This window comes from Mycobacterium sp. NGS18, assembly GCF_059813185.1.
On sequence record NZ_JCALEC010000002.1, the window covers coordinates 471,955 to 484,689 of the forward strand.

General features: G+C 69.3%; 13 protein-coding genes. 7 read left to right on the forward strand and 6 right to left on the reverse strand.

All coding sequences use genetic code 11. The features are described from left to right. The first annotated feature begins 11 nt into the window (after positions 1-11). Positions 12-746, forward strand: a complete 735-nt coding sequence (locus AC5Y31_RS05730; protein WP_065024901.1) for a lysophospholipid acyltransferase family protein — start codon at positions 12-14, stop codon at positions 744-746. Here the strand turns inward: AC5Y31_RS05730 and AC5Y31_RS05735 are convergent. After that, the gene (locus AC5Y31_RS05735; protein WP_499978762.1) at positions 707-1,990 is read right to left on the reverse strand and encodes a glycosyltransferase 87 family protein; all 1,284 of its coding nucleotides are present in this window, start codon (positions 1,988-1,990) and stop codon (positions 707-709) included. The two genes, AC5Y31_RS05730 and AC5Y31_RS05735, sit on opposite strands and share 40 nt — an antisense overlap. 103 nt (positions 1,991-2,093) lie before the next feature. On the opposite strand from AC5Y31_RS05735, the gene AC5Y31_RS05740 reads away from it, so the two are divergent. The 3 genes from AC5Y31_RS05740 (at position 2,094) to AC5Y31_RS05750 (ending at position 5,038) form a co-directional block, all read left to right on the forward strand. Further along, positions 2,094-3,077 carry a hypothetical protein gene (locus AC5Y31_RS05740; protein WP_301636935.1) on the forward strand — a complete coding sequence of 328 codons (984 nt, stop codon included), beginning with the start codon at positions 2,094-2,096 and terminating at the stop codon, positions 3,075-3,077. Continuing rightward, on the forward strand, positions 3,074-3,580 hold the full coding sequence (locus AC5Y31_RS05745; RefSeq protein WP_065024898.1) for a polyadenylate-specific 3'-exoribonuclease AS: 507 nt from the start codon (positions 3,074-3,076) through the stop codon (positions 3,578-3,580). The genes AC5Y31_RS05740 and AC5Y31_RS05745 overlap by 4 nt, the downstream gene beginning before the upstream one ends. A gap of 72 nt (positions 3,581-3,652) precedes the next feature. Next, a complete protein-coding gene (locus tag AC5Y31_RS05750; protein WP_499978766.1) occupies positions 3,653-5,038 on the forward strand; it encodes a class II 3-deoxy-7-phosphoheptulonate synthase in 1,386 nt (461 codons plus the stop codon). Positions 5,039-5,128: 90 nt separating this feature from the next. On the opposite strand, the gene AC5Y31_RS05755 is transcribed toward AC5Y31_RS05750, so the two are convergent. Beyond that, a complete protein-coding gene (locus tag AC5Y31_RS05755) occupies positions 5,129-6,274 on the reverse strand; it encodes a protein kinase domain-containing protein (RefSeq protein WP_499978768.1) in 1,146 nt (381 codons plus the stop codon). 52 nt (positions 6,275-6,326) lie between these two features. Between AC5Y31_RS05755 and AC5Y31_RS05760 the strand changes: the two genes are divergently transcribed. Next, on the forward strand, positions 6,327-6,731 hold the full coding sequence (locus tag AC5Y31_RS05760) for an Rv2175c family DNA-binding protein (RefSeq protein WP_065024896.1): 405 nt from the start codon (positions 6,327-6,329) through the stop codon (positions 6,729-6,731). On the opposite strand, the gene AC5Y31_RS05765 is transcribed toward AC5Y31_RS05760, so the two are convergent. After that, positions 6,718-8,361, reverse strand: coding sequence for an alpha-(1->6)-mannopyranosyltransferase A (locus tag AC5Y31_RS05765; RefSeq protein ID WP_499978770.1), 1,644 nt, complete (start codon positions 8,359-8,361; stop codon positions 6,718-6,720). The genes AC5Y31_RS05760 and AC5Y31_RS05765 overlap by 14 nt on opposite strands. A gap of 15 nt (positions 8,362-8,376) precedes the next feature. Further along, positions 8,377-9,426, reverse strand: coding sequence for a bifunctional (2E,6E)-farnesyl/geranyl diphosphate synthase (gene idsA2, locus AC5Y31_RS05770; protein WP_499979002.1), 1,050 nt, complete (start codon positions 9,424-9,426; stop codon positions 8,377-8,379). A gap of 270 nt (positions 9,427-9,696) precedes the next feature. On the opposite strand from idsA2, the gene AC5Y31_RS05775 reads away from it, so the two are divergent. Further along, entirely contained in the window at positions 9,697-10,590 is an 894-nt protein-coding gene (locus tag AC5Y31_RS05775) for a mycobacterial-type methylenetetrahydrofolate reductase (RefSeq protein ID WP_499978772.1), read from the forward strand. Between the two features lie 10 nt (positions 10,591-10,600). Here AC5Y31_RS05775 and AC5Y31_RS05780 read toward each other — a convergent pair whose 3' ends face one another. After that, positions 10,601-11,311, reverse strand: a complete 711-nt coding sequence (locus AC5Y31_RS05780; RefSeq protein ID WP_499978776.1) for an LppM family (lipo)protein — start codon at positions 11,309-11,311, stop codon at positions 10,601-10,603. Further along, positions 11,308-11,931 carry an N-acetyltransferase gene (locus AC5Y31_RS05785; RefSeq protein WP_301636944.1) on the reverse strand — a complete coding sequence of 208 codons (624 nt, stop codon included), beginning with the start codon at positions 11,929-11,931 and terminating at the stop codon, positions 11,308-11,310. The genes AC5Y31_RS05780 and AC5Y31_RS05785 overlap by 4 nt, the downstream gene beginning before the upstream one ends. A gap of 218 nt (positions 11,932-12,149) precedes the next feature. Here AC5Y31_RS05785 and AC5Y31_RS05790 point away from each other — a divergent pair, with 218 nt between their 5' ends. Continuing rightward, the gene (locus AC5Y31_RS05790; RefSeq protein ID WP_065024891.1) at positions 12,150-12,551 is read left to right on the forward strand and encodes an SCO2097 family morphological protein; all 402 of its coding nucleotides are present in this window, start codon (positions 12,150-12,152) and stop codon (positions 12,549-12,551) included. Positions 12,552-12,735: the final 184 nt, after the last annotated feature.

Consider the following 12,735-nt stretch of genomic DNA (forward strand, 5'->3'; position numbering starts at 1 on the left):
AGGGAGGGGCCATGTGGTATTGGCTGTTCAAGTACGTACTCCTGGGTCCCCTGTTGGCCCTGATCGGTCGTCCCAAAGTCGAGGGTTTGGAGAACATCCCCGACGAGGGTGCGATGATCCTCGCCAGTAATCACCTGGCCGTCATGGACAGCTTCTACCTGCCGCTGGTGGTCCGTCGCCGGATCACCTTCCTGGCCAAGTCCGAGTACTTCACCGGGACCGGGATCAAGGGCTGGTTCACCCGCTGGTTCTACACCGCGGTCGGGCAGGTGCCCATCGACCGCACCGATGCCGACGCCGCGCAGGCCGCGCTGACCACCGCCGAGCGGATCCTCAAAGACGGCAAACTGCTGGGCATCTACCCCGAGGGCACCCGGTCACCCGACGGCAGGTTGTACAAGGGCAAGACCGGCCTGGCCCGGCTGGCCCTGCACTCGGGCGTGCCGGTGATTCCGGTCGCCATGGTCGGAACCAATGTGGTCAACCCGCCGGGGACCAAGATGCTGCGGTTCGGCCGGGTCACGGTCCGGTTCGGCAAGCCGATGGACTTCTCCCGCTTCGACGGGATGGCCGACAACCGGTTCATCGAGCGCGCCGTCACCGACGAGGTGATCTACGAGCTGATGGGTCTGTCCGGCCAGGAGTACGTCGACATCTACGCGGCCAGTCTCAAAAACGGTGCCCCGCAACAAGATGGGGCAACGGCTCAGCCGGTCGCCCGGTTTCCGGAAACCGCCGCAGGCTGATCCGGGATCGGCCGGCGGGCCTGCTTGAGCGTCGCGCCGGCTGTGACGATCACCGTCAGCGCCCACCACACGTATGACGTCCCGGCCAGTTGGCGCCACCACGCCGCGCCGGCCTCGTGATGCTCGGGCAGTAACTCGATCGGACTGCGCATCATCAGCGCCACCCCGAGCGCGCTGAGCACGCCCAGCGCGATCGCCCGGTGCCGGTAGGCCAGTACGCCGGTCACCACCACGGTCGGCAGCATCCACACCCAGTGGTGTGACCACGACACCGGGGAGACCACCAACCCGAACAGCGCCACGCAGATCAGCGCCATGATCGGCGCCTCGGCGAAGTTCTGGCTCAGTACCCGGCGGGCCGCCCACACCGTCAGCGCCAGTACCAGCAGGCAGCCCACCAGCCACAGTGCCGAGCGCTGATGTTCGCCCAGTGGCAGCCGGGCCAGCGCGCCGGCCAGGTTCTGGTTGGTGTTCAGCGTGGCCCCGCCGATGCGGTCGGTGTTGCGGACGGTGTGCGTCCAGTACTGCCAGGAGTCGCTCCAGGCCAATGCGAAGCCCATCAGCGTCGCCGCCAGAAACGACACCAGCGTGGTCACCGCGGCGCGGCCGTCGCGGCGCAGCAGGAAATAGAGCAGGAACACCGCCGGGGTCAGTTTCAGCGCGACCGCCACTCCCAGCAGCGCGCCGCGCGGCCAGTAGGTGCGGCGCGGCACGCAGTCGGCAATCACCAGCGTCATCAGCACCGCATTGACCTGACCGAAGTCGAAGTTGGACCAGATCGGTTCGGCGTCGAGCCAGATGGCCGCCGCGACGATCGCCGCGGCCACCACACCCCGCCGCCACCACGCCGGGCCGTCGCCGACGCCGACACCGAGGCCGGTGAGCACGATGGTGAGGGACAGCACCAGCAGCAGCGTCGAGACGACGGTCAGCGCAGCGGTGCCGACGCCCAACGGCACCCAGGTGAGCGGGGCGAACAGCACCGCAGCGATCGGGGGATAGGTGAAAGGCAGCACCGTTCCGTCGATCTGGGTGGCAAACCAGTCATCGCCGTAGAGCGGAAGGCCGTCGCGCCAGGCCTGCGCGGCCATCCGGTAGACGTCGACGTCGATGTGATACGGCGTGCTGCCGAGCGCCCGCCACGTCGTGTAGCCCAGCGCCCCGATCGCCAGCAGGGCGAAAATCCACCAACCGGCGCCGCCCCCGTGCCGACGGCCCGGGTCGGGCGGCCGCGATGTACTCATGTCGCCGCACAGCCTATCGGGTGGCTGCCGTCGACCAGGTTTCGCCGGGCCGCACCGGCGGTGATCTGGGCGTCGGGTGCCGCGGTGGCGTACGTTGCATTAGGTGCTCGAATGGTTCCGCGACGACATCATCGACCGCGGCAGATTACCGCTGCTGTGCTGCCTGCTCGCGTTCCTGCTGACGTTTCTGGTGACCCGCTCCGTGGTCCGCTACATCCGCAGCACTGCCGGGCGCGTCGACACCCCCCGGTGGTGGCAGCCGCGCAACGTGCACATCGGTTCAAAGCACATCCACCACGTGGTGTTCGGCGTCGTGCTGGTGATGGTCGCCGGGGTGACGCTGGTGGCGGCGGGCCCCAACGGGCACGAGCCGGCGTTCAGCTTCGCCGCGATCGCGTTCGGGGTCGGCGCGGCGTTGGTGCTCGACGAGTACGCACTGATCCTGCACCTGTCCGACGTGTACTGGGAAGAGGACGGGCGCGCCTCGGTGGACGCCGTATTCGCCGCGACCGCGGTGGCCGGACTGCTGGTGCTGGGCTTTCACCCCCTGACGTTCATGTTGTCGACGTGGCACGACACCTCCTCGCCGCTGATCCGCACCGGGGTGTTGGCTGGACTGGTGATGGCGCTGCCGCTGGGCGTGGTGGTGCTGCTCAAGGGCAAGGTGTGGACCGGGCTGATCGGGATGTTCTTCTTCCCGCTGCTGGTGATCGGCGCGGTCCGGCTGTCCCGGCCGCACGCACCGTGGGCGCGGTGGCGCTACCTGGCCAAGCGCGAGCGGCTACACCGCGCGCTGGAGCGGGAACGTCGGCTGCGCCGCCCGGTTGTGCAGGCCAAGCTCTGGCTGCAGGACGCCATTGCGGGCCGGCCCCAGGTGCCCAACGAGCAGGTCGTCGACGCCGAACTCAACCGCGAGGTGCGGGCGGCAGCGGCGCCGACGGAGCCGATCATGATCCGACGGCCGCGAGTACCCCCCGGGCGGATCCCCGAGCGTCCGGCGCCCAACCGGGCGGTCGCGGAGGCCTCGGCGCCGACTAGGCCCTTCGTTATCCCTCCGGTGCGCAGGCCGGGGGGTCCGCGCTGGTGAGGTACTTCTACGACACCGAGTTCATCGAGGACGGCCGCACCATCGAGCTGATCTCGATCGGCGTGGCAGCCGAGGATGGCCGCGAGTACTACGCGGTGTCCACCGAATTCGATCCCGCCCGCGCCGGGCAGTGGGTTCGCAACCACGTGCTGCCCAAGTTGCCCTCCCCGGCATCGCAGGCTTGGCGCTCGCGCAGCAGGATCCGCGCCGACCTCGAGGAATTCCTCGGTGTCGAGAGCGGGGAGCCGATCGAATTGTGGGCCTGGGTCGCGGCCTACGACCACGTGGTGCTCTGCCAACTGTGGGGGACGATGCCCGACCTGCCGGCGCCGATCCCGCGTTTCACCCATGAGCTGCGACAGCTCTGGGAGGACCGGGGGCGGCCGCGGCTGCCACCGCGGTCGCCCGGCAGCCACGACGCGCTGGTGGACGCCCGCGACCAGTTGCGGCGCTTCAAGGTGATCACGGCCGACGACGATGCGGGGCGCGGAGCGGACCGTTGAGGAGTTGGCCCAGCAACACCGCCACCGAACAGGCCTGATCAGTGCATGTCTGCGCCCGGCTACCATGGTCGGGTGAACTGGACCGTTGACGTACCCATCGACCAGCTGCCGGCGCTGCCGCCGCTGCCCGCGGACCTGCGCGAGCGTCTCGACGCCGCACTGGCCCGGCCGGCCGTTCAGCAACCGAGCTGGCCCGCTGACCAGGTCAAGCCGATGCGCACGCTGCTGGAAGCGGTACCGCCGATCACCGTGCCCGCCGAGATCGTCCGGCTGAAAGAGCAGCTGGCCCAGGTGGCCCGCGGGGAGGCCTTCCTGCTGCAGGGCGGCGACTGTGCCGAGACCTTCACCGACAACACCGAGCCGCACATCAAGGGCAACATCCGCACCCTGCTGCAGATGGCGGTGGTGCTGACCTACGGCGCCTCCATGCCGGTGGTCAAGGTGGCCCGCATCGCCGGCCAGTACGCCAAGCCCCGCTCGGCCGACGTCGACGCGCTGGGGCTGAAGTCCTACCGCGGTGACATGGTCAACGGCCTGGCCCCGGATGCCGCGGTGCGCGAGCACGACCCGTCCCGGCTGGTGCGGGCCTACGCCAACGCCAGTGCCGCGATGAACCTGGTGCGGGCCCTGACCTCGTCGGGGCTGGCGTCGCTGGAACTGGTCCACGACTGGAACCGGGAGTTCGTTCGCACCTCTCCGGCAGGCGCGCGTTACGAGGCGCTGGCCGGTGAGATCGACCGCGGCCTGAAGTTCATGAACGCGTGCGGGGTAGCCGACCGGGAATTGCAGACCGCCGAGATCTACGCCAGCCATGAGGCGCTGGTGCTCGACTACGAGCGCGCCATGCTGCGGATGGCCGACCTCGAAGGCGAACCACAGCTCTACGACCTGTCGGCGCACTTCGTCTGGATCGGGGAGCGGACCCGCCAGCTCGACGGCGCCCACGTCGGGCTGGCCGAGGTGATCGCCAACCCGATCGGCATCAAGCTGGGGCCGACGACTTCGCCCGAGCTGGCGGTCGAATACGTCGAGCGGCTCGACCCGAAGAACGATCCCGGCCGACTCACGCTGGTCAGCCGGATGGGCAACAACAAGGTGCGCGACCTGCTCCCGGGCATCATCGAGAAGGTGCAGGCCACCGGCCACCAGGTGATCTGGCAGTGCGACCCGATGCACGGCAACACCCACGAGGCCTCGACCGGCCACAAGACCCGGCACTTCGACCGGATCGTCGACGAGGTGCAGGGGTTCTTCGAGGTGCACCACGCGCTGGGCACCCACCCCGGCGGCATCCACCTGGAGTTCACCGGCGAGGACGTCACCGAGTGTCTCGGTGGGGCCCAAGACATTTCGGATGCGGACCTGGGCGGCCGTTACGAGACGGCGTGCGACCCGCGGCTCAACACCCAGCAGAGCCTGGAGTTGTCCTTCCTGGTCGCCGAGATGCTGCGCGGCTGACGGGCTGAGTACCACCGCGAGCAGACACCGAATCGCGCAATGTGCCTGTAGGCGGTGCGACGCTGTGTCTGCTCGGCGAAGGGGAGGGGCCTACAGCAGCGCGCCGACGCTGTTGCCCAGCGTCCAGGCGACCGCGGCCACCAGTCCGGTGAGCGCGAACAGCACCGCCAGCCAGATCAGCACCATCCGGCGCGCATGCTGGCGCGCGAGCACGAACTGACTCAACTCGATCCCGGCGAATTGCCCTGTCACCAACTGATATTGGGTGTCGGTCGCCCGGTCCTGCGGTTCGCGTGCCATGTGCAGCGTGGGGCGGGGCTGCGCCGCGACGTGCTGTGCGGAGTTGCGCGGGGCCGGCACCCGAAACGCCGGCAGCGCCAACCGTTGGGCGATCGCATCGACGACACGGGCCATCTCGAGGCCGTCGGCGTACCGGTCAGCCGGGTCGCGTGCGGTGGCTCGGGCCACCAGGTCGTCGAATTCGGGTGGCACACCGTCGATTGCCGAGCTGGGCGGCGGGACGTCATGATCCAGCCGCTGATAGGCGACCGTCAACGCCGAATCGCCGGAGAACGGGGTGCGGCCGGTCAACAACTCGTAGGTGAGTACGCCGGCCCCGTACACGTCACTGGCCGGACCGGCGTTCCCGTCGCGGACCTGCTCGGGTGACAGGTAGGCCGCGGTGCCCAGAATTACGTTGGTCGAGGTGATCCCGGCCGCCGCGATGGCCCGGACCAGCCCGAAGTCGACCACCTTCACGTCGCCGTCGTCGGAGATCAAGATGTTCTCCGGTTTGACGTCGCGGTGCACCAGGCCGGCGCGGTGCGCGATCCCCAGCGCCCCCAGCACCGGGCGCAGCACCGCGGCGACGGCATGCGGGGGCATCGGGCCGCGCTCGTTGAGCAGTTCCCGCAGCGTTCCGCCCTCGACGAGTTCCATCACCAGAAACGGCTGTCCGGGATCGTGCGGGGTGCCGAAACCCTGGTCGTAAACCGCCACCAGCCCCGGGTCCTTGAGTCGGGCGACCGCACGCGCCTCGAGCTGGAAGCGGGTCAGGAACTGCTGATCGCCGGCATAACGCAGGTCCATCACCTTGCACGCCACCGGGCGGTCCAGGCGTTCGTCGAGACCCCGGTAGACCGTGGACGTGCCGCCGGTGGCGATCCGGGTCCCGACCCGGTACCGGCCGTCCAGCAGGGCGCCTTCCAGTGCGTCCGGGCCCCACGTGGAAGTCACCCGGTCATGGTATGCGCGTGGGTGGCCCCGCCGGCGGCTTTAAACTTGTGTCGTGAGCAGCATTCCAGCCGCCGACGATGTCCTAGAACCCGATGAACCGACCTTCGACCTGCCCCGGGTCGCCGACATGCTCGGGGTGCCGGTCACCAAAGTGCACCAGTACCTGCGCGACAACCATCTGGTCGCGGTGCGGCGGGAGGGCGTGCTGGTGGTCCCGCAGGTGTTCTTCACCGCGGACGGGGACGTCGTCAAGAGCCTGCCGGGGTTGCTGGCCGTGCTGCACGACGGTGGCTACCAGCAGACCGACATCGTGCGCTGGCTGTTCACCCCGGACTCGTCGCTGTCGTTGACCCGCGACGGCGTGCGGGAGGCGGTGTCCAACGCCCGCCCCATCGACGCGCTGCACGCCCACCAGGCCCGGGAAGTGATGCGCCGGGCGCAGGCTATGGCGTATTGATCTCAGCCGCCCGCGGCGCCTCGACGGCTTTCGACAGCCGGTACCAGGCGAACAGTGCGCAGGCGCTCGCAGCGATCACATGCAGCCAGGAGTACATGCCGTGCGAGCCGTCCGGCTTGAAGATCACCATGATCCAGGTCGAGGCCGCCGCGATCGCGGCGATCGCCGTCGGTGAGCGCACGACGGTGGCCGCCACCGCCAACGGCCAGGTGTAGTACCAGGGCAGCGCGGCCGGCACGAACAGCACCACGATGAGCATCGCCCAGGCGATCCCGGCCACCGCGGTGCGATCGTCGCGCCGGGACCGCCACCACAGCACCGACAGCACCAGCGCGATCACCGCGACTCCGGTGATCCGGGTGATGTGCAGCACCGCGTAGAAGTTCACCGGTGCGAACAGCCCGCCGACGGCGTGGATCACGTTGGCGGCCGCGGTCGGCACGGTGAGCCAGTTGATGATCTTGACATTGCCGGCCAGCAGGGCGGTCAGCCAGCCCAGGCCCACCCCGGCCAGGGTCGAGAGCACCGCGAAGACGGCGACGACGATCAGCGCGGAGACAGCGGCTGCCGCTGCGAACGCCCCCGCCGCTGAACCGCGGTGCTCATGTCGCGGTTCCAGCTTCGGCTCTCCTTCGTCGAGCCTCGCTGAACCGCGGGGTTCATGTCGCGGTTCCAGCTTCGGCTCTCCTTCGTCGAGCCTCGCTGAACCGCGGGGTTCCCGCAGCCGGCGCATCCATATCCAGACCAGAAACGGCAGTGCAATCACGGCGGTGGCCTTGACCGCCGCGGCCAGGGCCACCAGCGTGATCCCGGCCAGGTGGTGGCGCTCCAAGGTCAGGGCGATCCCGGCGATCATCAGGCCGACCATCAGCATCTCGTTGTGGACCCCGCCCATCAGGTGGATGATCACCAGCGGGTTGAGCACCGCGAGGAACAGCGCCGCCGGGGCACTGCCCCCGACCCGGCGAGCCACCCGCGGCGCCGCCCAGATCAACAGCGCCAGACCGGGCAGCATGCACAACCGCAACACCATGGTGCCGACCACCACGTTGTCGCCCACCAGGATCGTCACCAGCTTGGCGATCAAGATGAACGCCGGACCGTAGGGCGCCGTCGTCGCCGACCAGATCGGGCTGACGTCGTCCAGCAGCGGGTTGGGATTTTCGACCGGGCCGACCACATACGGGTCGAAACCGTCGCGCAGCAGCGCGCCCTGGGCCAGGTAGGAGTAGGTGTCGCGACTGAACACCGGAACCGACAGCAGCAGCGGCGCCAGCCAGAAACCGGTGGTCGCGATCAACGTGTATTCGGTGACCGTGCCGTTGATCACGCGCCGGCCCAGACCCAGCCAGGCCACCAGCATGACCGCGACCCCGACCCACAACAGCACCGACGACAGCACCAGGCCGTGGCCGAAGCGCAGCCAGGACAGGTGCACCGACTCCAGCACCGGGTCCTGGATCCGGGTGCTGCCCGCCCCCAGACCGCCCAGGGTGATCAGCACAGCGCCCAGGCAGCCGCGCCACGCCGCGCCGGACTGCTCGCTGGTGGCGAATCGCCGCAGCCGGAAACGGGTGTCGGCGGCATCAGTGGACACGACCGGGACCGGTGGGGTGGTAGGGGTGGACATCGGCGCTCCGGGTACTCAGGCTGACCGGTCGGCGACCAGGCGAGCCAGGTCGGTCAGTCCGGCTTTGGCGATCTCGTCGATCGGGGCGGCCGCCAGCGCCGACATGGCGCGGCGGGTCAGCACATCGATCCGGTCTTCGACGGCGGCCAGTGCGCCCACCCCCTCGATCACCTCGCACAGCTCGCGGACCTGCGCGTCGGTCAACGCGGTGCCCAGCGAAGTGCGTAACCGCTTGGCCGCCAACGGGTCCGAGTTGTCGGCCAACTCCACCGCCTCGGCCACCAGCACCGTGCGCTTGCCCGAACGCAGGTCATCGCCCGAAGGTTTGCCGGTCACCGCCGGATCGCCGAACACGCCCAGCACGTCGTCGCGCAGCTGAAACGCCACGCCCAGGTCGGTGCCCAGTTCGTGGAACAGCGCCTGGATGTCGGGCCGGTCGGCCGCGGCAGCGACCCCCAGTTGCAGGGGGCGCACCACGGTGTAGGAGGCGGTCTTGTAGGTGTTGACCGCCATCGCCGACGCGATCGACTCGACACCGCTGGCTTCGGCGACGATGTCGAGGTACTGCCCGCCGAGCACCTCGGTGCGGATGTCCGACCAGACCCGCCGCACCCGGCGCTGGGCGTCGGCGGGCAGGCCGGCGCCGGCGACGATGTCGTCGGCCCAGACCAGCGCCAGGTCACCGAGCAGAATGGCGGCCGATATCCCGAATTGTTCGGGCGCGCCGCGCCAGCCGCGACTGCGGTGCAACTCGGCGAACTTGTGGTGGGTGGTCGGGCTGCCGCGGCGGGTCGCCGAGGCGTCGATCACGTCGTCGTGCACCAGCGCGCAGGCGTGCAGCAATTCCAGCGCCGAGAACAGCAGTAGCTCGTCGTCGAGGGCATCCCGGCCGGTGATGGCGCGCCAGCCCCAGTAGGCGAACGCCGGACGGAGCCGCTTGCCGCCGCTGAGCACGAACTCCTCCAGGCCGGTGATCAGGTGCTGGTAGTCGTCGCCCATGTAGGCGGTGTCGGTGCGGCGGGTGCGCAGGTAGGAGCGCAACTGCGCGGTTACCGCGCCGGCCAACTCGACGGCCGACGGTGCGGTTGCTGCGGGTGCCTTGAAGCTCAGCGCGCGTCCCTTTCTCACTCGGCCCGGGCCGGGACCCCCGGCGTGCGTTCAGCGTAGAGTGTGCCACCACGCTCGGGGGGGACTCAGGCAGGCGGCGCGGACGCATGGTCGATAGGCTCAGCGTCTGGTGCCCGTATCGGCCGCGGTGCCGCCCCTGCTTCTCCGCGGAGGGCCGGCGAAGCCCGCCCGCGGCACCGTTGACCGCCTTCGATGAGGAGCAACCTCGTGACCTTGAACACCGTCGCACTCGAGCTGGTCCCGCCCAACGTGGAGCGGGGCCCCGAGCAGACGATCGAGGAGGCGCGCAAGGTCGTGCGGTTCGCGGCCGAGTCCGGCCTGCAGGGGCGGATCCGGCACATCCTGATGCCGAGCATGATCGCCGAGGAGGACGACCGGCCGATCGAGATGAAGCCCAAGCTCGATGTGCTGGACTTCTGGACGGCGATCAAGCCGGAACTGCCGGGCATGGCCGGGTTGTGCACCCAGGTCACCGCGTTCTCCGACGAATCGGCGCTGCGCAGTCGGCTGGGCGATCTGACCGCGGCCGGCATCGAGGGCGTCGTGTTCGTCGGCGTGCCCCGCACCATGGCCGACGGCGAGGGCTCGGGTGTGCCGCCCACCGACGCGCTGGCGACCTTCCGCGACGAGCTGCCCAACCGCGGCGTCATTCTCATCCCCACTCGCGCCGGCGAGATCGGCCGGTTCGACTTCAAGTGCGACCGTGGCGCGACGTTCGGGCTGACCCAGCTGCTGTACTCCGATGCGATCGTGCCGTTTTTGACCGAGTTCGCCCAGCACAGCGACGCGCGCCCGGAGATCCTGCTGTCCTTCGGTTTCGTGCCGACGTTCGAGAACAGGGTCGGGCTGATCAACTGGCTGATCCAGGACCCCGGCAACGCGGCGGTGGCAGCCGAGCAGGACTTCGTCAAGACGCTGTCCGGCAGTGAGCCCGAGCAGCGGCGCAAGCTGATGCTCGACCTGTACAAGCGGGTGATCGATGGGGTCGCCGATCTCGGCTTCCCGCTGAGCATTCACCTGGAGGCGACCTACGGGGTGTCCGCGGCCGCGTTCACCACATTCGCGCAGATGCTCGAGTACTGGTCGCCGCAGCCCCGCTGAGCCGGCCGGCTCAGTCGGCCTCGTCGTGCGCGCTGCGTACCCGCGGTGAGCGGTCGCGGCCTTGCCAGGCGATCAGCGCCACCGCTCCGGCCACCGCCAGCGTCGACAACACCAGCCAGATGGCGGCGCGCGCGAACGAGCGGGTGCTGGGATCGGTGTAACGCGCCTGCGCGCTCATGGTGCTCACCACGCCCGGCTTGAGTCGCCACTGCACCGTGTCCTCGCCGATGCGTTCGCCGTTGGTGGAGGTCACCTCACCCGGGAACGCGACGCTCAATTCGACGTCGGCATCGGGGTCGCTGAGCGAGGTGAGATCCACTCGGCCCTCCAGGATCACCAGATTGCCGGCGCGGCGCAGCGCCAGGTTCACCCCGGCCGCGTCGCGGCTCATCTCGGCCAGCTGGGGTAGTTCGGCGAAGGTCAGGTCGGAGAACACCGCCTGGGAGCCGACGTAGCCGTCCCGCTTGTAGTTGGAGATCGCGAGCTTCTGGGCGAACGGCAGGTCGGCGTTGAGCTTGGGGCCGGTGTCGTTGTCGTTGCGGGGTTTGGCCGCCGCGATGATGTGGCCCGACACCTGGTCGTTGGGGGAGACGGTGATGGTGGCCTTGATGCGCACGCAGCCGATCAGGGAAGGCGCGGCGATCAGAAGCAGCCCCACCAGGGCCAGCAGTCGGCGGTACACGGTGAGCCGGGGGGAGCGCCGAACATGCACGGACGTCATCGTGCCAGATCGGCCCGGTTCTGCGCTGCCGATGCCTGCTCCAAAGGCAGTGTGCGGCCGAGAATGGCGAACGGCCGGGGGTCGCCGGCGAAGTGGTGACTGCGGATGACGTCGGTGAAACCCAGCCGGCGGTACAGCCGCCAGGCGCGGTTGCCCTCACCGCTGATCTCCGGGGTGGACAGCAGCACGTTGGCCTCGGGACGCCCGGCGAGCAGCCGCCGCGCCAGCGCCTCGCCCAGGCCGCTGCCCTGCGATTGCGGCAGCACGTGCAACTCGGTCAGCTCGAAGTAGCTGGTCATCAGGCGGGAGATATCGGGCCGGGGCAGGCCGCGGCGCTGCAGGCCCATCACCACCTGCTGCTGCCACCACTGATCGGGTGCTCCGCAGTAGCCGTAGGCGATTCCCAGCATCTCGGCGCCGGATCCGCCGTCGCCGCCGTCTCCGCCGTCCAGGGCGGCCACCGCCTGCCACCCGCGCCGGCGGGTGTGATCCAGCCACATCGCCGCACGTTGGTTCTCGGTGCCCGGCGGGTAGCCCATCGCGGTGACGTACACCCGCAGCGCCTCGCCGAGACGGTCCGCCATGTCATGCGGCGACAGGTCGATGAGCAATGTCGCCAACGTGCAGGTTCCTTTCCCGGCCGGTGGTGGGGCGTGCCGGACCTATTATCCGGCGGACGTCGGTGGTTGTGGATCGGCATCGCCGGACCGCGGCTACAATCAGCTGACGAAGCCTGTGGTACACCGCAGGTCGACCTCGTATTATCAGTATTAGATGCCCGCACAGTCGTAGCCAGCGGTGGGCAGTGATGTGAGCGGCCGTCGGCAAGGAGGGACGAATGCCACTCTCCGATCATGAACAGCGCATGCTCGATGAGATCGAGAGCGCCCTCTACGCCGAGGACCCGAAGTTCGCTTCCAGCGTTCGCGGCGGTGCCCTGCGCACCCCGACCACCCGGCGGCGGATTCAGGGCATGGCACTGTTCTTGGTCGGGCTGGTGATGCTGGTCTCGGGCATCCCGTTCTACGCGACGGTCAATCCCGGATTCTTGATTCTGAGCGTGCTGGGCTTCGTCGTCATGTTCGGTGGCGTGATCTTCGCCATCACCGGCAAGCATGCCGCTGCGGGCCGTGATGGCGCGGCCAGGACCGGCGGCAGCCAGCAGCGCCGGGTCAAGGGCGGCAGCGGGACGTTCGCCAGCCGTATGGAGGACCGGTTCCGCCGCCGCTTCGAGCCGTAACGCGGCACGGGTGAGGTGACAGGGCAGCCGATCGGCTGCCCTTTTTTCATGGGCGCATCCGGGTGGGCGTTCGATGCCGGCGCGGCTCTGGCGGCCGGTTAGCCCCACTTCGCCCCACTTCGTTTTCGCCTGGCTGACCAGGACATTTCGTGGCGTCGCCGACCGCTGCAACCGAAGGCGAGCC

Bases quoted from the DNA above. Each gene is read 5' to 3' on its own strand.
- AC5Y31_RS05730 (WP_065024901.1), top strand. From the start codon at position 12: ATGTGGTATTGGCTGTTCAAGTACGTACTCCTGGGTCCCCTGTTGGCC.
- AC5Y31_RS05735 (WP_499978762.1), bottom strand. From the start codon at position 1,990: ATGAGTACATCGCGGCCGCCCGACCCGGGCCGTCGGCACGGGGGCGGC.
- AC5Y31_RS05765 (WP_499978770.1), bottom strand. From the start codon at position 8,361: ATGTCCACCCCTACCACCCCACCGGTCCCGGTCGTGTCCACTGATGCC.
- AC5Y31_RS05780 (WP_499978776.1), bottom strand. From the start codon at position 11,311: ATGACGTCCGTGCATGTTCGGCGCTCCCCCCGGCTCACCGTGTACCGC.
- AC5Y31_RS05790 (WP_065024891.1), top strand. From the start codon at position 12,150: ATGCCACTCTCCGATCATGAACAGCGCATGCTCGATGAGATCGAGAGC.